The sequence below is a fragment of the Herbaspirillum sp. Her2 genome, assembly GCF_057961375.1.
Map to the genome: position 1 here is coordinate 467,420 of NZ_CM176331.1, position 24,315 is coordinate 491,734.

Below are 24,315 nucleotides of genomic sequence, written 5' to 3' on the forward strand. Positions count from 1 at the left end.
CCGCGTGTTGCCTTATTGCGTCTCGAACTGCAATGCCGCCAGGCTGGCGTAGAGTCCATCGCATGCCACCAGTTCGGCATGGGTGCCGGTCTCGACGATGCGCCCGTGTTCCAGCACGATGATGCGGTCGGCCCGCTGCACGGTGGCCAGGCGGTGCGCGATGACCAGGGTGGTACGACCGACCATGGCGGCTTCCAGGGCGCTTTGCACCAGGCGTTCGGATTCTGCATCCAGCGCGCTGGTGGCTTCATCCAGCAACAGCAGCGGCGGGTTCTTCAGCAATGCGCGGGCAATCGCGATGCGCTGGCGCTGGCCGCCGGAGAGACGCACGCCGCGTTCACCGAGGAAGCACTGGTAGCCGTCCGGCAGGCGTTCGATGAACTCATGGGCTGCCGCCATCTGGGCGGCGGCGATCACTTCCGCATCGCTGGCACCGGGGCGGCCGAAGCGGATGTTTTCCATGGCATTGGCCGAGAAGATCACGGTGTCCTGCGGCACGATGCCGATCGCATTGCGCAGGTCCTGCAGGGTCAGGTAGCGGATGTCCACGCCATCGAGCCGGATGCTGCCCTGCTGCGGATCGTAGAAGCGCAGCAGCAGCTGGAACAGCGTGGTCTTGCCGGCCCCCGAAGGGCCGACCACGGCGACCGTTTCTCCTGCACGCACGTCCAGCGAGAAGCCCGACAGCGAGGCGCTGCCGGGGCGCGAGGGATAGTGGAAGTCCACGGCATCGATCTGCAGCGCGGCCCCGTTGGCGGTGCGCGGCGGCAATTTTTCCGGCAGCAGCACGGACTGCACCGGCGACTGCGCCGCCAGCAGGTCGAGCAGGCGTTCGGTGGCACCGGCAGCACGTTGTGTGTCGCCCATCACTTCCGACAGAGCCCCCAGCGAACCCGCCACGAGGGATGCGTAAAGGATGAACTGGCCCAGTTCGCCGCCGCTCATGCTGCCTTGCATGACCGCATGCGCGCCCAGCCACAGCACGAAGACGATGGCACCGAACACCAGCAGGATCGCCACCACCGTCAGCAGCGAACGCGCACGGATGCGGTCCATCGCGGTCTGGAAGGCGCGCTCGACCGAGTCGCCGAAGCGGTGCGCTTCGATCTCTTCATGGGTGAAGGCCTGCACGGTCGGCATGGCGTTGAGGATTTCGCCGGCCATGGCGGCGGCGTCGGCCACGCGGTCCTGCGAGGCGCGCGAGAGCTTGCGTACGCGGCGGCCATAGAACACGATGGGCAGCACCACGGCGGCCAGCATGACGATGATGATGGAGGTCAGCTTGGCACTGGTGATGAAGAGCATGCTCATGCCGCCGAGGAACAGCAGGGCATTGCGCAGGGCCATCGAAATGCTGGTGCCGACCAGGGTCTGGATGAGCGTGGTGTCGGTGGTCAGGCGCGAGAGCACTTCGCCGGTCTTGGTGGTTTCGAAGAATTCGGGACTCTGCGTCACCACGTGGGCATAGACCGCACTGCGCAGGTCGGCCGTCACCCGTTCACCCAGCCAGGACACCATGTAGAAGCGTGCTGCAGTCGCCACCCCCAGCACGCAGGCCACGCCGAACAGCGCCACGAAATACAGGTTGATGTGCGTGGCGCTCTTGCTGCCGGCGGCACCAAAGCCGAGGTCGATCATCTGCTTGAACGCATAGGGCACGGCCAGCGTGGCACCGGCTGCCACCAGCAGCGCCAGGCCGGCCAGCAGGAATTGCTTCTTGTAGGGGGCGAGGAAGGGAGCCAGTCCGCGCAAGGCTGCCAGAGCGGATTTGCGGGCAGTGGGGGAGTCGGGGCCGGGCGGCACGTCAGGGGCAGGTGAGTCGGTGCGGAGAGGAGTCGTGGAGGACATGGAAATGGATGAGCTGTTGAGGCCGCCAAGCCAACCGGTCCGTGCATGTTGCCGCACGGTCAGAGACACTGGCCACCGCCGGAAAAATCTTGTTGCCGCGTTGAACCAACGGAGGCTGGCTTACTCGGAAGAGGCATAAGTATAGACAGTCCGCGCATGGATCGCGCGACCGCAAGCGTATCGCAATGTTGTTCGTCAGCCATTGCTTGCCTGCATCACCCTGCTAGAGTATCCGGATTCGGGCGTGGTCGGCCCGACCGGAGCAGCGCAGCAGCAGGCATCAGCATCATCCCAACCCCACACCGGCAAGGAGAGTCGCTTGGCCCAACCCGCACTGATCCCCTCCCCATGGGAGGCCGCGCCGAAAGTACGCGCACCGCACGCCGAACTGCTGGCCGGGCTCACCGCCCGCGAAGCGGTCATCTCGCCCAAGTATTTCTACGATCCGCTGGGCAGCAAGCTCTTCGAGGCCATCTGCGCCTTGCCCGAGTATTACCCTACCCGTACCGAGGCGGCCATTTTCGCCGCGCATCAGGAAGCCATCGCTGCCGCCGTCGGCCAGTCCTGTACGCTGATCGACCTGGGCGCAGGCAACTGCGTCAAGGCCGCTTCGCTGTTCGACGCGTTGCGGCCGCGCCAGTATGTGCCCGTGGATATTTCCACCGATTTCCTGCATCAGTCGGTGGCGGGTTTGCAGAAGCGCTTCCCGCAGTTGCCCATGCTGCCGCTGGCGATGGATTTCTCGGCCACGCTGGCGCTGCCGGAGACGGTGGATGCGCAGCGCCGGCTGTTCTTCTATCCCGGCTCCTCACTGGGCAATTTCGATCCGGCCCAGGCGCTGGATTTCCTGCGCCGCGTGCGTGCAGCCCTGCCGGCCGGACCGGGTGAGGGCGGCATCCTGATCGGACTGGATCTGGTGAAGGATGCGCGTGTTCTTGAAGCGGCCTACGACGATGCCATCGGCGTGACGGCAGCGTTCAACCTCAACGTGCTCAACCACGTCAACGCCCTGGCCGGGACCGACTTCGCCCCGCGCGACTGGCGCCATGTGGCCTTCTACAACGCGCGCCAGCAGCGCATCGAAATGCATCTGGAAGCACGGCGCGACCTCATCGTGCGCTGGCCGGGCGGGCGTCGCACCTTCCACCAGGGCGAGCGCATCCATACCGAATACAGCCACAAGTTCACCGAGCAGGACATCCTCGGCCTGCTGGAAGAGGCCGGATTCGGCAATTGCCGTATGTGGTTCGATGAGCGGCGCTGGTTCGCGGTGTGCCATGCGCAGGCGCGTTGAGGAAGGTTTGGGACGCTTGCCGATGTTGATTCAATGATTCTTGCAGGAGACCGGATGCCTTCCGTCATTACCCATGATCGCGCCACCACGCACGACGACGAGCTGGCCGAGCAACCCATGGCGGTGGTCGCAGCGGCCACTGCCGCCACCATCGATGCGGTCATCGACGCCGCCGTCCAGCAGGTCAACCATCGACCGCGCGAACGGCTGGGCGATCGCTACCGGCGTCTGCGCCGACAGTCGCTGCTGATCGCCGAGCCGCTTTCGGCCGAGGATTGCTGCGTGCAGGCCATGCCCGATGCCAGCCCCATCAAGTGGCATCTGGCGCATACCACCTGGTTCTTCGAGACCTTCCTGTTGGAGCGTTTCCAGAGCGGCTTCACACCTTTCCATCCGCAGTTCCGCGTGCTCTTCAATTCGTATTACGAAGGGGTCGGCGAGAAATTCCCGCGGCCGCAGCGCGGCCTGCTCACGCGCCCCTCGCTGGACGACATACTGGCCTACCGCGAGCAGGTGGACGCACGCATGTTGCTGCTGATCGATGCGCTGGAGGCCGACCCGGCCGAAGCGGAGGAGGCCCACCCGCAACTGGCGGGCTTCCTCTCCTTGCTGGAACTGGGCATGCAGCATGAGCAGCAGCACCAGGAGTTGATGCTCACCGACATCAAGATCCTGCTGTCGATGAACCCGCTGCAGCCTGCGTACCAGCCGCTGCCGATGAACCTGCAACTGGATGATCCGGCCGCGCTGGAGCTGCAGTGGCATCGCATCGAAGCCGGTGTGGTGGAGATCGGCCATGCCGGCAGCGGCTTTTGCTTCGACAACGAGACCCCGCGCCATCGCCAGTTCGTCGAGGCTTACCAGTGTGCGTCGCGGCTGGTGAACAACGCCGAATACCTGGCCTTCGTCGAGGCCGGTGGCTACGAGGACGCGGGGCTGTGGCTGTCTGAAGGCTGGGAATGGAAGAAGCAGGAGGGGCTCTCGCATCCCCTGTATTGGCGCCGTGGCGCTGATGGGCAGTGGCGCGAGTTCACCGAGTATGGCGCGCAGCCTCTGCAGCCGCATGCGGCTGCCGTGCATCTCTCGTATTACGAGGCCGATGCCTATGCCCGCTGGGCTGGTGCGCGCTTGCTGACCGAAGCCGAATGGGAACATGCCGCCGCACGCTTGCAAGGAAGCGGACGTGAATTTTTTGGCGTGGCCTGGCAGTGGACCAGCAGCAGCTATGCGCCTTACCCCGGCTTCAGCGCTGCACCGGGTGCGGTGGGTGAATACAATGGCAAATTCATGGTCAACCAGTACGTGCTGCGTGGCTCATCCTCGGCCACACCACTGAACCATGCGCGGCTGACCTATCGCAACTTTTTCCCGGCGACCGCACGCTGGCAGGTCAGCGGCATACGGCTGGCCCGCCAGGGCTGATCGGTTTTTCCAGCTTCAGTTTGTTGCCAGGGCCGCCTGGCCCTGGTCCGTGCTACGCGCAATATTTCTGAAATACGCTTGAAGTCTCAGAAGGTTTCCCACTCTTCCGATTTCTCTTCCTTGCTGCTGGCGGGTAGTGCACGTGGTGCTGGCGCAGCGGCAGGGGCGCGCACTGCCTGCGGTTTGACGGGTGCGGGCTTGCCTGGCAGGGCCGTGGCCGGTGCAGGTGCCGCGCTGCGCAGCGGTGCGGCTTGCATGACCGGTGCGGGCGCAGCGCCCCGCTCATCCAGACGGAATACGCTCACCAGTTCCAGCAGCCGCTGCGCCTGATCCTGCAAGGCCTGGGCCGCAGCGGCGGCTTCTTCCACCAGCGCGGCGTTCTGCTGGGTGGTGTTGTCCATCTGCATGATGGCCTGGTTGACCTGCTCGATGCCATCGCTCTGCTCACGCGTGGCAGCGGAAATCTCGCCGACGATGTGGCTGACCTGCTCAATGCTCTGCACCACCTCATCCATGGTGCTGCCCGCCTGCGCCACCAGTTCGGTACCGGCCGTCACTTGTCCGACGGAATCATTGATGAGTTCCTTGATCTCCTTGGCGGCAGTGGCCGAGCGTTGCGCCAGTCCGCGCACTTCCGAGGCCACCACGGCGAAGCCGCGGCCCTGCTCACCGGCGCGCGCCGCTTCGACCGCGGCATTCAGGGCCAGGATGTTGGTCTGGAAGGCGATGCCGTCGATCACCGAGATGATGTCCACGATCTTGCGCGAGGAGTCATTGATGGCCCCCATGGTCTGCACCACCTGCTTGACGGCCTGGCCGCCCTGATTGGCCACTTGCGTCGCATTGCCGGCCAGCTCGCTGGACTTGCGGGTGTGGTCGGCATTCTGCTTGACGCTGGAAGTCAGCTGTTCCAGCGAGGAGGCGGTTTCTTCGAGCGCGCTGGCCTGCTCCTCGGTGCGCGAAGAGAGGTCCAGGTTGCCGGTGGCGATCTGGGTCGAGGCGGTGACCATGGAGTCGGTACCGCGCCGCACCTCCAGCACGATGGCCTTGAGCTTCTGGTTCATGGCGGCCAGCGCCTGCAGCAGGCGGCCGGTTTCATCGGTCGAATGTGCATCGATGACCGCAGTGAGATCACCTGCTGCCACGGTCTCGGCCACTTCCACCGCGCGGCTCAGCGGACGGGTGATGCTGCGCGAGATGGTCCAGGCGATGAAGGCGGCGAACAGCGCCGCCAACACACCCGACACCACCATGATGTTGCGCGTGGTGGTGTAGGTGGCCTCGGCATCGGCGACGGACTTGTCCATCAGCTTCTGCTGCATGTCGGACAGGTCATCGAGCTGGCCGAAATACTGCTTTTGCAGCGGCACCATCTTTTCCAGCATCAGCTTGATGGCGGCATCCTTCTCACCAGTGGTGGCGAGCCGGTCGATCTCTTTGCGCAGGGCCGAGTAGCTCTTGCGGGTTTCGGTGACCTTGTCGAACTTGGCGCGTGCCTCGGGATTGGTGATCAGACGACCCAGTTCATCGTAGAGCTTGGTGTTCTCTGCAGAGAGCGTTTCGATGGTCTTCCGCTCATTCTCAATTTGCGCCGGATCGGTCATGAACAACTGGTTGCGCAGCGAGATGGCGACATCATCCACCTTGCCGGATATGGCATTGACGATGTTGATCTTCTTGTAGCGGTCATTGACTACCAGTTCCAGCGACTCGTTGATGTCGCCCAGCCGGGCCATGCTCAGCGTGACGATGGCAGCGATCACGAGGATCAGGGCCGAAAAGCCGATGGTCAGACGCGTGGAAATGTTGAGATTGTTGAAGCGCATGATTTTCCCCCCGAAAAATGTGGATGCGACTTGCATGGTAGAGATGTCACCGTGGCGTGTGTCTTTGACTGGTGTGACAACCAGAAACCTATATTAAGCCAGTTACGCGCAATCAGAACGTTTAACTCAAGTAATTTCTGCAGAGTTGTTGGCATCAAGGAAAGCCGCGGCTGGCGCGGGTTTCCGGGCGTCAACGTGGCAGCCGGACCACAGTGGCAGAAGGACAAGATCAACGGCAGAGCTTGATGCAAAGTGACGCGCCGTTAACGCAACAACGCCGCCCGGTAGGGCGGCGTTGCGTTCAGGAAATGGCCGGGATCGCCGGCCGGATTCCGTTTCAGGCAGCCTTGGCCTGTGCGGAGCCAGCCTGGTTGGCGCTCTCGCTGATGGCGATCTGACGGTTCACGGCAGACAGCACGGCCTTGAAGGAGGCGGTCACGATGTTGGCATCGATGCCGACACCGAAACCGGTCGGCGCTTCATTCAGGCGCAGCTCGATGTAGCTGGCGGCCTTGGCGTCGGCACCGGCACCGATGGCGTGTTCATGGAAGTCCATCAGCTTGATGTCCAGGCCCAGCGCATGCACGAAGGCATCGATGGGACCGTTGCCGCTGCCGCGCACGGTGACCGGCTGGCCATTGCGCACGATGTCGACTTCGATGTTGATGGACTCGGCCTTGGCGGTGTCTTCCGACATGCGGTGCGCGCGGTAGACGTAGGGTTCGACGCGCTCCAGGTATTCACGCTGGAAGATGGCGTGGATGTCGGAGGCAGCGATTTCCTTGCCGGTGGCATCGGCTTCGCGCTGGATGGCGCGCGAGAACTCGATCTGCAGGCGGCGCGGCAGGGCCAGGCCATATTCCTGTTCCAGCAGGTAAGCCATGCCGCCCTTGCCGGACTGGCTGTTGACGCGGATGACGGCATCGTAGCTGCGGCCCAGGTCGGCCGGATCGATCGGCAGGTAGGGCACTTCCCAGATGGCGTCCGGCTGTTGCTTGGCGAAGCCCTTCTTGATCGCATCCTGGTGCGAGCCGGAGAAGGCCGTGAAGACCAGGTCGCCCACATACGGATGGCGCGGATGCACCGGGATCTGGTTGCACTCTTCCACCACCTGGCGCACCACGTCGATGTCGGAGAAGTCCAGGCCCGGGTTCACGCCCTGGGTGTACAGGTTCAGTGCCAGCGTAACCAGGTCGACGTTGCCGGTGCGCTCGCCGTTGCCGAACAGGCAGCCTTCGACGCGATCAGCGCCGGCCATCACGGCCAGCTCGGCCGAGGCGACGGCGGTGCCGCGGTCATTGTGCGGGTGCACCGAGATGATGGCGCTGTCGCGATGCTTCAGGTTGCGGCACATCCATTCGATCTGGTCGGCGTAGACGTTGGGGGTGGCGCACTCGACGGTGGAGGGCAGGTTCAGGATGATCTTGCGCTCTGGAGTGGCACCCCAGGTTTCGCAGACGGCATCGCAGATGTCCTTGGAGAAATCCAGTTCGGTGGTGCTGAAGGATTCCGGCGAGTATTCGAAACGCCATTCGGTACCCGGACGCGCATCGGTCAGTTCCTTGACCAGGCGGGTGCCGGTGACGGCGATGTTCTTGATCTCCTCGCGCGACATGTTGAAGACGATCTTGCGGAAGGCCGGGGCCACCGAGTTGTACAGGTGGACGATGGCCTTCTTGGCACCTTCCAGCGATTCGACGGTGCGGCGGATCAGTTCTTCGCGCGACTGGGTCAGCACGATGATGGTGACGTCATCGGGAATGCGGTTCTCGACGATGAGCTTGCGCACGAAATCGAAATCGGTTTGCGAGGCAGAGGGGAAGCCGACTTCGATTTCCTTCAGGCCGGTCTTCAACAGCAGTTCGAAGAAGCGCAGCTTGCGCTCGGCGTTCATCGGTTCGATCAGGGCCTGGTTGCCATCGCGCAGGTCGGTGCTCATCCAGATCGGCGGCGTGTCGATGACCTTGCTGGGCCAGGTGCGATCGGGCAGGTCGATGGCAGGGAAGGGACGGTATTTGGCGGCGGGGTTGCTTAACATCATGATGGACCTCTTGGTTTCCGGATGGCGTGGAATGCTTCAGTTCAAGTACTGGAATGCTTCAGTGCGTCAGATGTGGCGGATCGGGTTGCCTGGCTGCCACGAGCGCGTGGCCAGGCAACCCTTCATAGAGCCAGAGGCGGCATCTCCCGCAGCACACGGCCGGCCGGCAAGGGCTGCGTGCGCTGGTTGCGGATTGTACGGATCATCGAATGCATATGCTTCGCCTGGTGGGCAGCGACGTCGGCTTCATCATGGATGGCGCGTCACTGCCTGGTTGTACTGCGAGTACTGCTGGATTTTTTGAGGTTGCCAGATCGCGTGGAGTCAGCGGAAACGGCAGGAACTACGAATTTTAGCGCGAGGCTAGTAGTAGCGACACCGATAGCAACGCTAGCAGGGCGCTGGCGCTGTTGTGGCGGATGGAGGTGATTGCTGCGGAAGTCATCCGTGCAATGTAGAAGATTGGCCCCGCGTCTGTCAAGGGCAATCTTTTTTACAAGCGTAAAAGAAGAGCGCGCTCCAATAATTTCGTTGCTAGAATCGTCTTGTTAATAACCAGCCGGTCATTTATTTTTATTGCTGCTGCATCAATTCCTTGTGAGGATGGAACGCCGCCGGGTGAAAATGCTCAAAAACAAGCACTGCAGTAGTCCTTTTTCCATATAAGGCACGACGCATGTCGCGCTGGTACCGGCGCCCGTGTCTGCCACGAACAACGAACAACAGTAGGGCGAGGCCTCCGCCACCCGGGAGCGCATCGCCAGGAACCGTCATCATCCATGCAAAAACGCACCGACCTCATCGTTTGCGAAGAATGCGACGCCGTCTACCAGCGCATGGCGCTGGGTGAGCGCGAAATCGCCCGCTGCCTGCGCTGCGGTGCTGAGCTGGAGCGCGATACCGGCCGCCGCCTGCAGCATCTGCTGCCGCTGACCATCGGTGCGCTGATCCTGTTCGTGATCGCCAATACCTTTCCCATCGTCACCATCGAACTGCAGGGCTTGTCCAGCCAGACGACGCTGATCGGTGCGGTAGTGGCACTGACCCGCGATGGCATGTCGGAAGTGGCGCTGCTGGTGCTGGCGACGACCTTGCTGTTCCCGCTGATCCAGCTCGGTGTGCTGCTCTACCTGTTGCTGCCGGGAGCGCGTGATACGCGTCCGCCGGGCTTCGTGCTGCTGCTGCGCCTGATGCAGGCAGCCCGGCCCTGGGGCATGATTGAAGTCTTCATGCTGGGCGTGCTGGTGGCGCTGATCAAACTCTCCAACATGGCCGAGGTGATTCCCGGTCCGGCGCTGTGGTCCTTCGGTGGATTGACGGTGCTGCTGACAGTGGTGGTGTCCTTCAATCCACGCTATCTGTGGCACGTATGGGAACAGCAGCAAGCCGAGCAATATGGCGACAAGGAGGCTGGCGCATGAGTGTCTTCACCCGCCAGGCTGCACCGCACGTGCCCGACCTCACCCAGGAGCCGGACGAAGACCTGCCCGTGCAGGATGCCGCGTCCCTCGGCGTGATCGGCTGCCATCACTGCGGCACCGTATGGGAAGGCGCGCAGCCCCATCAAGCCTGCGGCGTGTGCCATGCACCGCTGCACGTGCGCAAGATCGACAGCCTCACCCGCACCTGGGCGCTCCTGATTGCCGCCTGCATCATGTACATCCCGGCCAACATGATGCCGGTGATGGTCACCAGTACCCTCTTCGATGAGCAGCGCGACACCATCCTTTCCGGCGTCATCTATTTCTGGACTTCCGGCGAATGGGGCCTGGCGCTGGTGGTGTTCGTGGCCAGCTTCCTGGTACCGCTGTTCAAGCTGGTGGCGCTGGGCATCCTGGTCTTCTCGGCGCGCCGCCGCAGCCGCTGGCGCCGTCTCCAGCGCGCCAAACTGTATCGCGTGGTCGAGGCCATCGGACGCTGGTCCATGCTGGACGTCTTCGTCGTCTCGGTGCTGACCGGACTGGTCAAGATCCACGGCTTCGCCAACATCCACGCCGGCATTGGCATCGCCGCCTTCGGTGCGGTGGTGGTGCTGACCATGCTGGCCTCGCTGGCCTTCGATCCGCGCCTGATCTGGGATGAGCGCGCGACCGATCCGGCTGCGGACGTCTCAAGTGAGCCTCTCCCCGAACCTGCTTCTCCCCATGACAACGCCAACAAGCCACAGGAAACCGCATGACTCCACCCGACCATTCCGATGACAAACCGGCGCTGCTGCAACCGCGCCGCGCACGCCAGCGCAACTGGCTGCCCTCGCTGGTGTGGCTCATTCCCATCGTCGCCGCCATCGTCGGGCTGACCCTGGTCGCCAAGATCCTGGTCGAACGCGGCCCGATGGTGACCGTCAGTTTCCGTTCTGCAGAAGGACTGGAAGCCGGCAAGACCAAGGTGAAATACAAGGATGTCGAAATCGGCCAGGTGCAGAGCCTGAAGCTGGCCGCCGACCGTTCGCACGTGCTGGTCGGAATTCAGCTGAATCAGGATGCTTCCGGTTTCAATGCCGAGGACACGCGTTTCTGGGTGGTCCGTCCGCGCATCGCTGCCTCCGGTATTTCGGGGTTGGGCACCTTGCTTTCCGGGGCCTACATCGGCGCGGATGCCGGTGCTTCCGAAGAAACCAAGAAGAATTTCGTGGGCCTGGAACAGCCCCCCATCGTCACGCGCGATGCCTCGGGCCGCCAGTTCGTGCTGCATACCGATGACCTCGGTTCGCTCGATATCGGTTCTCCCATCTTCTATCGCCGCATCAAGGTCGGGCAGGTGGTGGCGTATGACCTCGACAGTGATGGCCGTGGTGTGACGCTGCGCATCTTCGTCAACGCGCCCTACGACAAGTTCGTCACCCAGGCTTCGCGCTTCTGGCATGCCAGCGGCTTCGACATGGAGCTCAATGCCAGCGGCTTCAAGCTGCATACGCAGGCGCTGTCGACGGTGGTGCTGGGCGGTATTGCCTTCCGCGACCGCGATGAAGAGCGCGTGAGCCCCCCGGCCAAGGAGGGCAGCGAGTATCCGCTGGTGGAAGACGAAAGCACTGCCATGAAGGAACCGGACGGCGTACAACAGACCGCACTGCTGTATTTCGACCAGTCGCTGCGCGGCCTGCAACCGGGTGCCACGGTGGACTTCCGTGGCGTGGTATTGGGTGAGGTCAAGAGCATCGGGGTGGAATACGACAAGACGCGTGGTGAATTCCGCATGCCGGTGCTGGTGCAGATCTATCCGGATCGTTTGGGCCGTCGCTTCCACGAAGAGACCGGCGAGCAGCGCCGTTCCAACGCGCAGGTATTGCGCATGCTGGTCAAGCGCGGCATGCGTGCCCAGCTGCGCAACGGCAACCTGTTGACGGGCCAGTTGTACGTCGCGATCGATTTCTTCCCCAAGGCCAAGCCGGTGCAGATCGATCCGGACAAGGTCCCGCTGGAACTGCCGACCATCCCGGGCAGCCTGGATGAATTGCAGCAGCAGCTCTCCGACATTGCCGGCAAGCTCTCCAAGGTCCCGTTCGACGAGATCGGCCGCGATCTGCAGACCACGCTCAAGACCTTGAACAAGACCTTGACCACGGCCGAGCAGACGGCGGCCCGCATCAACAACGACATCGCACCGGAGATGCAGGCGGCGATGAAGGATGCGCGCAAGACCTTGAATGCGGCCGAGCGTACGCTGTCGGATGACGCACCGCTGCAGTCGGATATTCGCCAGACCATGCAGGAACTGAGCAAGGCTGCGGCCTCGATCCGTATCCTCACCGATTACCTGCAACAGCATCCGGAATCGCTGATCCGGGGCAAACAGGAGCCATGATGCAAAACAAGACTTCGTTCTCCCTCAAGACCCTGACGGCCGCCGCACTGGCCGCAGCACTGCTGGCTGCCTGCGGCAGCTCGCCGCCGACGCAGTTCTACACGCTGGCTGTACCGGCCGACGGTGCCGTCGCGCGCACGGCCAGCCAGGGACCGCAGACCTTCATCGAAGTGATGCCGGTGTCGGTGCCGGAACGCCTGGCGCGGCCGCAACTGGTGGTGCGCAGCGATGCCACGCGGGTGGAGGTGCTGGAGCAGGACCGCTGGTCTTCGCCCTTCAACAATGAATTGCGCGATGCGCTGTCTGCGGGCGTGGCGGCAAAGCTGGGGGCCATTGACGTCTCGCGTGGGGGGCGACCGGCGGACCAGGCCAGCTATCGCATCAACGTGGAACTGCGTGATTTCGACGCAGCCCGCAACGGCCAGGTCCAGGCCAGCTTCGGCTGGACCATCACGCGCTCGGATGACCGCCGCGGCGCGGCTTGCCGGCTGACAGTAGTGGAACGAGTGGGCGGCGGTGCCAATTCCGACGTCGTCGCGGCCACGCAGAAGGCGGTGGAGCGGGCGGTGCAGGCGATTGCCGATAACGTGCGAGCTTTGCAGGCGGGGCAGGGTGGGCAGTGCTCCGCTTGAAGTGGTATTAAAGGCTTTCGGAAATCGCTGGCGCATTGCGATGCATGTAGAATCGCCGACGGGAGGAAATAACCCAAATCGGATTGAACCGATTTACCCGAGGGTGGCCCGTGCCGACGATCAGCATGTTTTATGGAATTGTGATCCAGATGTTTTATCGAGATCACTCACCGCCGCATTTTCATGTGCGATATGGTGAATACAAGGCAGTAATTGATGTGAGGAAGCTGGCGCTGATGGATGGCCGATTACCTCGAAGAGCCCTGCAACTGGTGCTTGATTGGGCTGAACTACATCAGGCAGAGTTGATGGAAGACTGGATGCTGTGTCAGGAAATGCAGGCTCCCAAGCCGATAGCGCCACTGGAGTGATGTCATGGAATGGGATGTCGTTGAAGTCAAACTTTCCGGCGAATATGCATTGCAGGTTCGCTTCAGGGATGGCGTGGAAGGGTCGGTCAGGTTCCTGCCGAGTTTCTTTCGCGGTGTGTTTGCTGAGCTGCAGGACCCCGCGCAATTCAGCCGGGTGCGCTTGGTCGATGGTGTGGTGACCTGGCCTGGCGAGCTGGATCTGGCACCAGACGCCATGCATGATGAGATCAAGCGCAATGGCCAATGGCTGCTTGCATGATCAAACCGCGATGAGCGCACCAAAGAAAAAGCCGCTTCCTTGGAAGCGGCTTTTCAACATCAGCACAGCTTGCAGCGATCAGCGATCGCCGTAGGAGCGACGCGGGCCGTCGGCGCGGAAGCCGCCGCCATTGCCCTTGTAGCCACCGCCGCCGCCGCCTTCGCGACGCGGGCCGTTGCCGGCCGGCTTGGCGCCGCCGAAGCTGCGGCCTTCGCGGTTGCCACCGAAACCACCTTCACGATTGCCGCCGAAGCCGCCTTCGCGATGGCCGCCTTCACGGTTGCCACCGAAGCCACCTTCACGATTGCCACCGAAACCGCCTTCGCGATGACCGCCGCCTTCGCGGTTGCCAGCGCCGAAGCGCGGACCGCTGTTGCTGCGGCCATCACCCGGACGCCAGCCGCCCGGCTTGCGCGGGCTGCGCGGTGCAGCCGACTTCTTCGGCTCGAAACCTTCGACCACATCCACCGGAATGGTCTGCTTGGTGAAGCGCTCGATACGCTTGACCTGCATGCCTTCGGCGTGATTGACCAGCGAGATCGCCACGCCATTGCGGCCGGCACGGCCGGTACGGCCGATACGGTGCACGTAGTCTTCAGCGAACTTGGGCAGGTCGTAGTTGAACACGTGGGTGATGCCCGGCACGTCGATGCCGCGCGCTGCCACGTCGGTAGCCACCAGCATGCGCACCTGGCCGCGGCGCAGGCTGTTGAGGGTACGGTTGCGGGCACCCTGGTGCATGTCGCCATGCAGGGCGGCGGCCGCGAAACCGGCGATGTTCAGGCGATCGGCGATGGTGTCGGCGTCACGCTTGGTGGCGGTGAAGATCACGGCCTGGTCGATGCTGGTGTCGCGCAGCAGGTGGTCCAGCAGGCGGTTCTTGTGCGACAGGTCATCCACGAAGTGCACGCGCTGCATGATGTTTTCATGACGGGTCGACGAGCTGGCGATCTGGATGGTCAGCGGGTTGTTGGTGATGCGCTTGGCCATGTTGCCGACGACGCCGTCCAGCGTGGCCGAGAACAGCATGGTCTGGCGGGTGGCCGGGGTTGCAGCGACGATCTTTTCGATGTCGTCGATGAAGCCCATGTCCAGCATGCGGTCGGCTTCGTCCAGCACCAGGATCTGCAGCTGCGAGAAGTCGATCTTGCCCGACTCCATGTGGTCGATCAGGCGGCCCGGGGTCGCCACCAGGATTTCCGGGTTGCGCGACAGCAGTTGCATCTGCTTCGGATAAGGCATGCCGCCCAGGATGGACACCACGCGCACACGGCGCATGTAGGCACCGTATTTGTCAGTGGCGGTGGTCACTTGCAGGGCCAGTTCGCGGGTCGGGGTCAGCACCAGCATCTTCGGCTGGGCCGGCTGGTAACGCGGACGCTCGCCACGGGCACGGGTAGCCTGGCGTTCCTGGTTGGGGGTGCGGGCTGCTTGCGGCGCCTGCGGCAGGTCTGCCAGCTGGTGCAGCGAAGGCAGCATGAAAGCGGCGGTCTTGCCCGAGCCGGTCTGCGAGGACACCAGCAGATCCTGGCCGCTGATGGCGGCGGGGATGGCCTTTTCCTGGACCGGGGTCGGGGAGGTATAGCCTGCTTCGGTCAGGGCTTTGATGATCGAAGGGTTCAGGCCGAGTGCTTCAAAAGTCATAATCTCTTTCGTGAAAGTGAACGCCAGGCACGAGACGGACGCACGAAAGCGCGCCGGACATCGAGTGCCTGAACGAAAAAAAGCAACGCCAACCGACGAAATGACTATGAAAAATACAAAGAAATTTCGGCACAAAAGCTTTGCGCCGGGACGGCATCATCAAGGGATGCCAGGGGCGGGGGGCTTTTACTGGGAACTTGTCGTAATGACAGGTAAGGCTTGCGAAGCTGCTTGGGCAAATACGGCTGGAAACGCTGCAGGGCAGATTTCACGCCCGATTCGCCTGTGCATTGGTTATTGCAATGCACAAGGCGAATCATACCCTAAAACATCGAAATTAGCACGAGGCTATTTCGAGAAACTGTCTCTTTATTGTGGGGGACGCTTGCTTAATCCGGCAATTACTCTGCCATTCCGCCCACCACGCGGGAGAAGCCACCGTCCACGTAGGTGATTTCGCCGGTGATGCCCGAGGCCAGGTCGGAGAGCAGGAAGGCCGAGGCATTGCCGACGTCTTCGATGGTGACGTTGCGGCGCAGCGGGGCGGTCGCGGCTACGGCGCCCAGGATCTTGCCGAAGCCCTTGATGCCGCTGGCGGCCAGAGTCTTGATCGGACCGGCGGAGACGCCGTTGACGCGCACGCCCTTGGGGCCCAGCGATTCGGCCAGGTAGCGCACCGAGGCTTCCAGCGAGGCCTTGGCCAGGCCCATGGTGTTGTAGTTGGGTACCACGCGCTCCGAACCCAGGTAGGTCAGGGTCAGCAGGGCGGCGTTGGACGACAGCAGCGGCATGGCCGCCTTGGCCATGGCCGGGAAGCTGTAGGCGGAGATATCGTGGGCGATCTTGAAACCTTCGCGCGAGAAACCTTCCAGGAAGTCGCCGGCAATGGCTTCAGAGGGGGCAAAGCCGATGGCGTGCACCAGGCCATCGAGCTGGGTCCAGGACTTGCCGAGATCGGCGAACAGGGCATTGATCTGCTCATCGCTGCCAACGTCGCAGTCGAAGATCAGCTTGCTGTCGAATTCTTCGGCGAACTTGGTGATGCGGTCCTTGAAGCGTTCACCGACATAGGTGAAGGCCAGTTCAGCGCCTTCGCGCTTGCACGCCTGGGCGATGCCGTAGGCGATGGAACGGTTGGACAGCAAGCCGGTGATCAGGATTTTTTTGCCTTGCAGAAATGCCATGTTGACTCCGTAGGGTCCGCCGCGTGCGGCGCGCCTCTGGCGGGCAGAAGCAGGCGCGGTGCGGCCGGTAAGTGATAGCGGCGCCGCGCAGTGGCGGCAGCCGGGGTGGGACAGACCCGGATTGTAGGGGCTTGCGGCAGGCGCGGCAACCTTTGCAGCGCTGCCAGGGCAGGGCGCGGCGAGCCAGGCCGCATTTGTTAAGTTGCTTTAATTGCTTCCCTGTAATCGCTGCTCTCTTTACAATGCCCCGACACGGAAATCGTTTCCCGATCCCGTCCTGCAGGCTGCAGGCAGTCGGCCAGAGCCCACAGGCGCGGGACTTGCTTGCCCCCGAGACATCACCGCCCACGAGAGTGCAGACAGACAACCGCATGGTCCCGCCCCTGAAGACAGCCAAGATTTTCCTTTCCTGCCTGCTGGCCGCCGCCCTGGCCCATGGCACCCCGGCCGCCGCCGAGCCCGCCTTTTCCCTGTATGACACCCCCAAGTACGGGCCCGGCTTTACCCATTTCGACTACGTCAATCCGGATGCGCCCCGGCGCGGCACGCTGTACCTTGCCAATCCGGACCGCCGCACCAGTTTCGACAAGTTCAATCCGATGTCGATGAAGGGCGTGGCCGCCGCCAACGTCGACCAGCTGATGTTCGAGACACTGGCCGTTTCCTCGGGAGATGAGGTTGCCACCGTCTATGGCCTCCTGGCCGACGATATGAAGCTGGCTGCAGATCGCATGTCGATGACCTTCCACCTCAATCCCAAGGCGCGCTTCAACAATGGCGACAAGGTCACCGCCGAGGATGTGAAGTATTCCTTCGATACCCTGATCGCCAAGGGCGCGCCGCAATACAAATCGGTCTTTGCCGATGTGAAGGGCTGTGTGGTGGTCGATGCCGCCACGGTGCGCTTCGACTTCGCCAGCAACAACCATGAGTTGCCGCTGATCGTCTCCAGCGTGCCGGTCTTCTCAAAGAAGTGGGCCCAGGGCACACCCTTCGACCAGATCCAGCTGACGCCGCCCATCAGCACCGGTCCCTACCTGATCGAAAGCTATGACACCGGCCGCAGCATCATCTACAAGCGCAATCCGGACTACTGGGGCAAGGATGTCCCGGCCCGGCGCGGCATGTTCAACTTCGAGCGTATCGTCTACCGCTTCTACAAGGATGACCTGGCACGGCTGGAAGCCTTCAAGGCTGGCGAGTTCGACGTGGTGGTGGAATACAGCGCCAAGAACTGGGCACGCAGCTATACCGGCCCGCAGTTCCGCGACGGCCGCATCGTCAAGAAGGAATTCAAGCATTCCAACGGCGCCGGCATGCAGGGCTTCGTGATGAACCTGCGGCGCGACCAGTTCAAGGATGTGCGGGTGCGCCAGGCCATCGGGCTGGCGCTGGATTATGAATGGATGAACCGCCAGTTGTTCTACGGCCAGTACACGCGCATCTACTCCTTCTTCAACAACAGCCAGCTGGCGGCCACCGGTGAACCGCAGGGCGATGAGCTGGCCTTGCTGAAGTCGCTGCAGGCCAAGGGCCTGAAGGTCGATCCGGCCGTCTTCGGTCCGGCACCGGTTCCGCCGTCGACCAACCCGCCGTCTTCCTTGCGCGCCAACCTGCGCCAGGCGCGCGAACTGCTGGCCCAGGCTGGCTGGGTCTATCGCGATGGCGCCGTGCGCAATGCCCAGGGTGTGCCGCTGTCCTTCGAGATCCTCGATGACCAGAGTTCGATGTCGCGCGTCATCAGCGTCTTCGCGCGCAACCTGCGCACGCTGGGCATCGATGTGGTCCAGCGCAGTGCCGATTACGCGCTGGTGGCCAAGCGCATGGAAGACTTCGATTTCGACATGACCAGCGTGCGCTTCCCCGATACCAGCAGTCCCGGCAACGAACTCTTCGACATGTTCGGGTCGCGCGCAGCCGACGAAAAGGGTTCCAACAATGCCTGGGGCCTGAAGGACCCGGTGGTGGACCAGCTGGTGCAGACGGTGGTGGCCGCCGATACGCGGGTCAAGCTCACCGCCGCGGCCCGCGCGCTGGACCGCGTGCTGCTGCACAAGTACATCGTGGTGCCGCACTGGTATTCCTCCACGCACCGCATCGCCTACCAGAACCGCTTCGGCATTCCGGCAGTGGCCCCGCTGTATTACCAGGCCGATCCCTACGTGATCGGCACCTGGTGGGAGGAGAAGGCGCGATGAGGCAACAGATGAATGAAAAGACCAAGACCCGCGCCCCGCGCGCCGGACAAGAACGAGGATGGTGGCAGGCATGAATATCTGGTCCTACATTTTGAAGCGGGTGCTGTTGATGATCCCCACGCTCTTCGGCGTGGTGGCCATCACCTTTGCGGTCATCCAGTTCGTGCCGGGAGGCCCGGTGGAACAAGCGATGCTGGAGATGAAAGGGCGCGGCGGTGGTGGTGAAGCCTCCGGTGGCGGGGCGGCCAGTGGTGCGTCCGCCTATCGCGGACGGCAGGGCATCGACGAGCAGCGCATCGCCGAGATCAAGCAGCTCTACGGTTTCGACAAGCCACCGGTGGAACGTTTCTGGACCATGCTCAAGGGCTTCCTCACCTTCGACCTCGGCAAGAGCTTCTATCACCATGGCGATGTCTGGACCCTGGTCAAATCCAAGTTCCCGGTCTCCATCAGCATCGGGTTGTGGACCTTCCTGCTGAGCTACCTGATCTCGGTGCCGCTGGGCATTGCCAAGGCGGTGCGCGAAGGCAGCCGCTTCGATACCGCCACCACCGGCCTGGTGCTGATCGGCTATTCCATTCCCGGTTTCGTGCTGGGCGTGTTCCTGCTGGTGCTGTTTGCCGGCGGCAGCTTCGTGCAGTGGTTCCCGCTGCGCGGCCTCACCTCGGACAACTGGGCCAGCCTCTCCTTCACCGGCAAGATCACCGATTACCTGTGGCACATCACCTTGCCGGTCTTCGCCTCGGTGATCGGTGCCTTTGCCGTCATCACCATGCTCACCCGCAATACCTTCCTGGAAGAGATCCGCAAGCAATACGTGCTGACTGCGCGCGCCAAAGGACTCTCCGAGCGCAAGGTGCTGTACAAGCATGTCTTCCGCAATGCCCTGATTCCGCTGGTGACCGGTTTTCCCTCGGCTTTCATCGCTTCCTTCTTCGCCGGCAGCCTGCTCATTGAGACGCTGTTTTCGCTCGATGGCATGGGCCTGCTGGCCTATGAATCGGCGATCCGGCGCGACTATCCGGTGGTGATGGGCACGCTGTATCTCTTTACCCTCATCGGCCTGGTGGTCAAGCTGGTCGGTGATCTTTGCTACGTGTGGGCAGACCCGCGCGTCCAATTCGAAAGCCTGGCGAAATGAGCATGACGACCCCCGCCACTCCCTCCACCCGTTCCATTTCGCCCAGCCGCCGCATCTGGCTGCGGTTCCGTGCGGACCGGACCGGCTACTGGAGCCTGGTGATTTTTTCCATTCTCTTCATCGTGAGCCTGGGCGCTGAACTGGTCTCCAACGACAAGCCGCTTGTGGCCAGCTATCAGGGCAAGCTGATGTTTCCGATGCTGAAGGATTATTCAGACAAGCATTTTGGCGGCGACTTCGACTCGCCCGCCGACTATCTCGATCCCTTCATCGAGCAGCAATTCCGCAAGGACGGCAACTGGGTCATCTATCCGCTCAACCGCTACGGCTACAACACCCTGAACTACTTCGCCAAGGAACCCAATCCGGCGGCGCCTTCCGCCGAAAACTGGCTGGGCACCGATGACCGTGGCCGTGACGTCTTCGCGCGCCTGCTCTACGGCTTCCGCGTGTCGGTGCTGTTCGGGATGGCGCTGACCTTCATCGGCGTGATCCTGGGCGTGGCTGCCGGTGCGGTGCAGGGCTACTTCGCCGGTCGTACCGACCTCATTACCCAGCGTCTGCTGGAGATATGGGGATCAATGCCGGAGCTGTACCTGCTCATCATCTTCTCCTCCATCTTCCAGCCCAGCCTGGGGCTGCTGCTGGTGCTGCTGTCCCTGTTTGGCTGGATGAGCCTGTCGGACTACGTGCGCGCGGATTTCCTGCGCAACCGCAATCTCGAGTACGTGCAGGCTGCGCGCGCCATGGGTTTGCCCGATCGCCTCATCATCTGGCGTCACGTGCTGCCCAACAGCATGACCACGGTGGTGACCTTCCTGCCGTTCCGCATGAGCGCGGCCATCCTGGCGCTGACCAGCCTGGACTTCCTGGGCCTGGGCGTGCCGCCCTCGACCCCGAGCCTGGGCGAGCTGCTGGCCCAGGGCAAGAACAATCTGGATGCCTGGTGGATTGCGGTGGCCACCTTCGTGGTGCTGACCGTGACCCTGCTGCTGCTGACCAATATCGGCAACGGCCTGCGCAACGCCCTGGACGTACGGAGGAAGGCATGAGCGCCCCGCTGCTGGAAGTGAAGGACTTGACGGTGCGCTTCGGCGATACCGTGGTGGTGGACCGCGTGAGCTTCACGATTGCACCCGGTGAAAAATTTGCCCTGGTGGGGGAATCCGGTTCGGGCAAGACGGTGTCCTCGCTGGCGGTGATGCAGCTGAACCAGGATGCGCGCTACGAAGGCAGCATCCTGCTCGACGGCCAGGACGTGCTGAAGAAGAACGAGCGCCAGATGCAGCAAGTGCGCGGCAATGACGTGGCGATGATCTTCCAGGAGCCGATGACGGCCCTGAACCCGCTCTTCACCATCGGCAACCAGATCGCCGAGGTGTTGATGCTGCATGAGGGCCTCAATGCGCGCGATGCCGCTACGCGGGCGGTAGCGCTGCTGGAAAAGACCGGCATTCCGGAGCCCGCGCGCCGGGCGCTGTCGTATCCGCATGAACTCTCGGGTGGCCAGCGCCAGCGCGCCATGATCGCCATGGCCCTGGCCTGCAAGCCCAAGCTGCTCATCGCCGATGAACCGACCACGGCCCTGGATGTGACCATCCAGGTACAGATCCTGGCGCTGCTGAACCAGTTGCAGCGCGAAGAGAACATGGCCGTGCTCATCATCTCGCACGACCTGAACCTGGTGCGCCACTTCGCCGACCGCGTCGGCGTGATGGAGAAGGGCAAGCTGGTCGAAAGCGCGAGCGTCTCCGAACTCTTCGCCAATCCGCAGCAGCCTTACACGCGCAAGCTGCTGCAGAGCCGTCCGCAGCGCAATGCGGCCGACGTGCCGGCACAAGCGCCCGTGGTCCTGCAGGCGGAAAAAGTGCGCTGCACCTATCACATCAAGCAGGGCTGGTTCGCCAAGCGCGCCTTCCATGCGGTCGATGGCATCGACCTGCAATTGCGGCGCGGCGAGACCATCGGCATCGTGGGTGAATCCGGCTCCGGCAAGTCCACGCTCGGCATGGCCTTGCTGCGGCTGTCGGCGGCCAGCGTGGCGGGCAGCATCCGTTTTGAGGGGACGCCGATTTCCGAGCGCAGCAGCCGTGAACTGCGGCCCTTGCGCGCGCGCATGCAGGTGGTGTTCCAGGATCCTTTCGCCTCGCTCTCGCCGCGCCGTACGGTGGAGCAGATCGTGGGCGAAGGGCTGGCCCTGCATCATCCCGGGAAGACGCCGGAGCAGCAACGCGAGGCCATCGTCTCCGCACTCGAGGAAGTGGGCCTCACGGCAGCCGTGCTGGAACGCTACCCGCATGAATTCTCCGGCGGCCAGCGCCAGCGCATCGCCATCGCCCGTGCGTTGGTGCTGCAGCCGGAACTGCTGTTGCTGGACGAGCCCACTTCCGCTCTGGACGTGACCGTGCAGCAGCAGGTGCTGCAACTGCTGGCCGACCTGCAGCGCCGGCATGGACTGGCCTATCTGTTCATCACCCACGATCTGGCCGTGGTGCAGGCCATGGCGCACCAGGTGATCGTGATGAAGGATGGCAAGGTGGTCGAGAGCGGTCCGGCCGAACAGGTCCTCAAACAGCCGCAGCAGGAATACACACGCCGCCTGGTGGCCGCTGCCACCTACGCTGAAGCCGCACACTGAGCGGCCCGGCAAAAAGAAAACCCGAAGTCCGGATCAGCTCCGGGGCTTCGGGTCCATGCAGACTGCAGTCGTTATTTTTCTTCCGTGCTTGGGGCGCGTCTTCTTGTTGTAGGCGGTCGAGCCGCCCGGGTCTCCTCCGGTTTCCTCCGGATTATTGCTTGCGAGCGCCGTTGCCGGAGGCCAGCGTCAGCGGCTTGCCGGCGACCTTGCGCGCCGGTGCCGGTGCCGCCTTGCGCACCGGGGCCTTGGCCGATGCCACCTGGCGGCGTGCCGGGGCAGCGTGGTGCGTGGCCGCTACGCGCGTCGGTGCGGCGTGGGCGGCGGCATTGGGCACTTGCAGCTGCAGGCTCTGGCCGGCGGCCAGGGTGTCACGCTTCAGGCCATTCCATTCCTTGATCTGCGCCACGCTCACGCGGTAGCGGCTGGCGATGCCGGCCAGGGTGTCGCGCTTGCCGGCCTTGACATAGATGCGGCGGGTTTCCGGCACATCCGGGGCGATGGCCAGACGGGCGTTGTCGGCGATTTCCGGGGTCAGGTCGGTATCGAGCGCGGCGGTCTCTTCATTCTTCGGGACCAGAATGGTCGAGCCGGCCTTCAGGACCATGCGCGGCGGGATCTGGTTGACGCTGCGGATCACTTCAGGGGTGGTGCCGAACTTGCTGGCGATGGTCTCGATGCGCTCACGGGCGCTGGAGACGGTGTGGGCAGTCCAGGTCGAGAAAGCCTGGGTCCACTTGGACATGTTGGACTTGAACTTCTCGGCATTGCTTTCCGGCAGCAGGATCTTGGTATCTTCGCCGCCGATGATGACGGGGCGGTTGAATTGCGGATTCAGTGCCTTGAATTCATCCAGCGACAGCTCGGCCAGTTGCGCGGCGACCTTCACGTCGATATTGCGGGTCTTGCCGATGGTGACGAAGTAGGGCTGGTTGTCCACCTTGGGCAGGGCGATGTCGAAGGCGGCCGGGTTGGCGATGATGTTCTTGACCGCCTGCAGCTTGGGCACGTAGTTGCGGGTCTCGTTGGGCATCTGCGCCGACAGCGTATTGAAGTCGATCGGCAGGCCGGCCGCCAGGTTGCGGTTCACGGCGCGCTGCACCGAACCTTCGCCCCAGTTGTAGGCCGCCAGCGCCAGCTGCCAGTCGCCGAACATGCCGTAGAGCTTCTGCAGATAGGTCAGGGCAGCATCGGTCGAGGCCAGCACGTCGCGGCGCTCGTCGGTGAACATGTTCTGCTTGAGGTTGTAGTCACGCCCGGTGGACGGGATGAACTGCCACATGCCGGCCGCCTTGGCGGTGGAGAGGGCTTCCGGGTTGAAGGCCGATTCGATGAAGGGCAGCAGCGCCAGCTCGGTGGGCATGCCGCGCTTTTCCAGTTCCTGGACCACGTGGAACAGATAACGCGAGGCGCGCACCGTGGTACGCTGGATGTAGTCGGGACGGGAGCTGTACCACTGGGTCTGGCTCTCCACCAGCGAATTGTCCAGATCAGGAATCCCGAAGCCCTTGCGAATGCGCGTCCAGATGTCGATGTCATTCATCCCCGGCAGGGCATTGCCGGCCAGTTCGGGATTGATCGCATTGAAGGGAGCGGGGTAGATCGAGATATCGTTGGCGTGGGAGAGCAGCGGGGTACCAGCGCAGAACAGGGCGGCAATGGCGAGTTGTTTCAAAGTACGCTGCATGTGGGCGATATCCTGTGCCAGAGGCAAAAGTTGGGTGCGGCGCTTCCGTTGCAGAGCTGTAATGAAGCTCGACACCTCCTGCCGGCGGAATCCAGATCAGTCCGATCACGGGCGCGTGCAGGTTGACGGTAATGCAAGGTCGGAAGCTGCGAATTTCCCCGGCGTGGTGCAGAGAGGACAGCGTTTCGTAAAAGTTCGTAAAAACACTGGTGCCCAATTTGGGGAATTGGAGGAGTGTACGGAAGACCCTTTTCGCCAGTCAAGCAAAAATTGGCCTCTGTTACAAAGCCAAGTCCTTGATTTCGCTGGTTTTTGCGTCTAACTCGCCC

General features: G+C 63.0%; 19 protein-coding genes. 13 read left to right on the forward strand and 6 right to left on the reverse strand.

Annotated elements, in window-relative coordinates; translation table 11 throughout:
* Positions 1-12 precede the first annotated feature (12 nt).
* Entirely contained in the window at positions 13-1,848 is a 1,836-nt protein-coding gene (locus ACWHXP_RS02070; RefSeq protein ID WP_489634605.1) for an ABC transporter transmembrane domain-containing protein, read from the reverse strand.
* Positions 1,849-2,167: 319 nt separating this feature from the next.
* On the opposite strand from ACWHXP_RS02070, the gene egtD reads away from it, so the two are divergent.
* Positions 2,168-3,142, forward strand: a complete 975-nt coding sequence (gene egtD / locus ACWHXP_RS02075; protein ID WP_252695437.1) for an L-histidine N(alpha)-methyltransferase — start codon at positions 2,168-2,170, stop codon at positions 3,140-3,142.
* A 54-nt stretch (positions 3,143-3,196) separates the two neighbouring features.
* Positions 3,197-4,564: an ergothioneine biosynthesis protein EgtB gene (egtB, locus tag ACWHXP_RS02080; RefSeq protein ID WP_276841929.1), complete on the forward strand. Its 1,368-nt coding sequence runs from the start codon at positions 3,197-3,199 to the stop codon at positions 4,562-4,564.
* A gap of 86 nt (positions 4,565-4,650) precedes the next feature.
* Here the strand turns inward: egtB and ACWHXP_RS02085 are convergent, their stop codons facing one another.
* Positions 4,651-6,390: a methyl-accepting chemotaxis protein gene (locus ACWHXP_RS02085; protein WP_489623516.1), complete on the reverse strand. Its 1,740-nt coding sequence runs from the start codon at positions 6,388-6,390 to the stop codon at positions 4,651-4,653.
* A gap of 337 nt (positions 6,391-6,727) precedes the next feature.
* Positions 6,728-8,431, reverse strand: a complete 1,704-nt coding sequence (gene leuA, locus ACWHXP_RS02090) for a 2-isopropylmalate synthase (protein ID WP_034332326.1) — start codon at positions 8,429-8,431, stop codon at positions 6,728-6,730.
* A gap of 779 nt (positions 8,432-9,210) precedes the next feature.
* Between leuA and ACWHXP_RS02095 the strand changes: the two genes are divergently transcribed.
* The 6 genes from ACWHXP_RS02095 (at position 9,211) to ACWHXP_RS02120 (ending at position 13,497) form a co-directional block, all read left to right on the forward strand.
* On the forward strand, positions 9,211-9,852 hold the full coding sequence (locus ACWHXP_RS02095; protein WP_039784491.1) for a paraquat-inducible protein A: 642 nt from the start codon (positions 9,211-9,213) through the stop codon (positions 9,850-9,852).
* Positions 9,849-10,610 (forward strand): paraquat-inducible protein A, encoded by a 762-nt coding sequence (locus tag ACWHXP_RS02100; protein ID WP_286866135.1) that lies wholly within the window; start codon positions 9,849-9,851, stop codon positions 10,608-10,610. Before ACWHXP_RS02095 ends, ACWHXP_RS02100 begins: the two co-directional genes overlap by 4 nt.
* Positions 10,607-12,235: a PqiB family protein gene (locus tag ACWHXP_RS02105; RefSeq protein ID WP_489623515.1), complete on the forward strand. Its 1,629-nt coding sequence runs from the start codon at positions 10,607-10,609 to the stop codon at positions 12,233-12,235. Before ACWHXP_RS02100 ends, ACWHXP_RS02105 begins: the two co-directional genes overlap by 4 nt.
* A complete protein-coding gene (locus ACWHXP_RS02110) occupies positions 12,232-12,867 on the forward strand; it encodes a PqiC family protein (RefSeq protein WP_489634604.1) in 636 nt (211 codons plus the stop codon). The genes ACWHXP_RS02105 and ACWHXP_RS02110 overlap by 4 nt, the downstream gene beginning before the upstream one ends.
* A 110-nt stretch (positions 12,868-12,977) precedes the next feature.
* Complete coding sequence (locus ACWHXP_RS02115; protein ID WP_413457434.1) at positions 12,978-13,238, forward strand: DUF4160 domain-containing protein; 261 nt, start codon at positions 12,978-12,980, stop codon at positions 13,236-13,238.
* A 4-nt stretch (positions 13,239-13,242) separates the two neighbouring features.
* A complete protein-coding gene (locus ACWHXP_RS02120) occupies positions 13,243-13,497 on the forward strand; it encodes a DUF2442 domain-containing protein (RefSeq protein ID WP_489623513.1) in 255 nt (84 codons plus the stop codon).
* 78 nt (positions 13,498-13,575) lie between these two features.
* Here ACWHXP_RS02120 and ACWHXP_RS02125 read toward each other — a convergent pair whose 3' ends face one another.
* Entirely contained in the window at positions 13,576-15,141 is a 1,566-nt protein-coding gene (locus ACWHXP_RS02125) for a DEAD/DEAH box helicase (protein ID WP_134137495.1), read from the reverse strand.
* Positions 15,142-15,542: 401 nt separating this feature from the next.
* Positions 15,543-16,325, reverse strand: a complete 783-nt coding sequence (gene fabI / locus ACWHXP_RS02130; RefSeq protein WP_039784497.1) for an enoyl-ACP reductase FabI — start codon at positions 16,323-16,325, stop codon at positions 15,543-15,545.
* Between the two features lie 371 nt (positions 16,326-16,696).
* On the opposite strand from fabI, the gene ACWHXP_RS02135 reads away from it, so the two are divergent.
* From ACWHXP_RS02135 to ACWHXP_RS02150, 4 genes are all read left to right on the forward strand, one after another.
* Positions 16,697-18,523 (forward strand): extracellular solute-binding protein, encoded by a 1,827-nt coding sequence (locus ACWHXP_RS02135; RefSeq protein WP_310159827.1) that lies wholly within the window; start codon positions 16,697-16,699, stop codon positions 18,521-18,523.
* Between the two features lie 70 nt (positions 18,524-18,593).
* A complete protein-coding gene (locus ACWHXP_RS02140; protein ID WP_209584295.1) occupies positions 18,594-19,664 on the forward strand; it encodes a microcin C ABC transporter permease YejB in 1,071 nt (356 codons plus the stop codon).
* Positions 19,661-20,716: an ABC transporter permease gene (locus ACWHXP_RS02145; RefSeq protein WP_489623511.1), complete on the forward strand. Its 1,056-nt coding sequence runs from the start codon at positions 19,661-19,663 to the stop codon at positions 20,714-20,716. The genes ACWHXP_RS02140 and ACWHXP_RS02145 overlap by 4 nt, the downstream gene beginning before the upstream one ends.
* Positions 20,713-22,302 (forward strand): ABC transporter ATP-binding protein, encoded by a 1,590-nt coding sequence (locus tag ACWHXP_RS02150; RefSeq protein ID WP_489634603.1) that lies wholly within the window; start codon positions 20,713-20,715, stop codon positions 22,300-22,302. The genes ACWHXP_RS02145 and ACWHXP_RS02150 overlap by 4 nt, the downstream gene beginning before the upstream one ends.
* 151 nt (positions 22,303-22,453) lie before the next feature.
* Here the strand turns inward: ACWHXP_RS02150 and ACWHXP_RS02155 are convergent, their stop codons facing one another.
* Positions 22,454-23,986 carry a transglycosylase SLT domain-containing protein gene (locus ACWHXP_RS02155; protein ID WP_121045276.1) on the reverse strand — a complete coding sequence of 511 codons (1,533 nt, stop codon included), beginning with the start codon at positions 23,984-23,986 and terminating at the stop codon, positions 22,454-22,456.
* 61 nt (positions 23,987-24,047) lie between these two features.
* Here ACWHXP_RS02155 and ACWHXP_RS02160 point away from each other — a divergent pair, with 61 nt between their 5' ends.
* On the forward strand, positions 24,048-24,308 hold the full coding sequence (locus ACWHXP_RS02160) for a hypothetical protein (RefSeq protein WP_134040367.1): 261 nt from the start codon (positions 24,048-24,050) through the stop codon (positions 24,306-24,308).
* Positions 24,309-24,315: the final 7 nt, after the last annotated feature.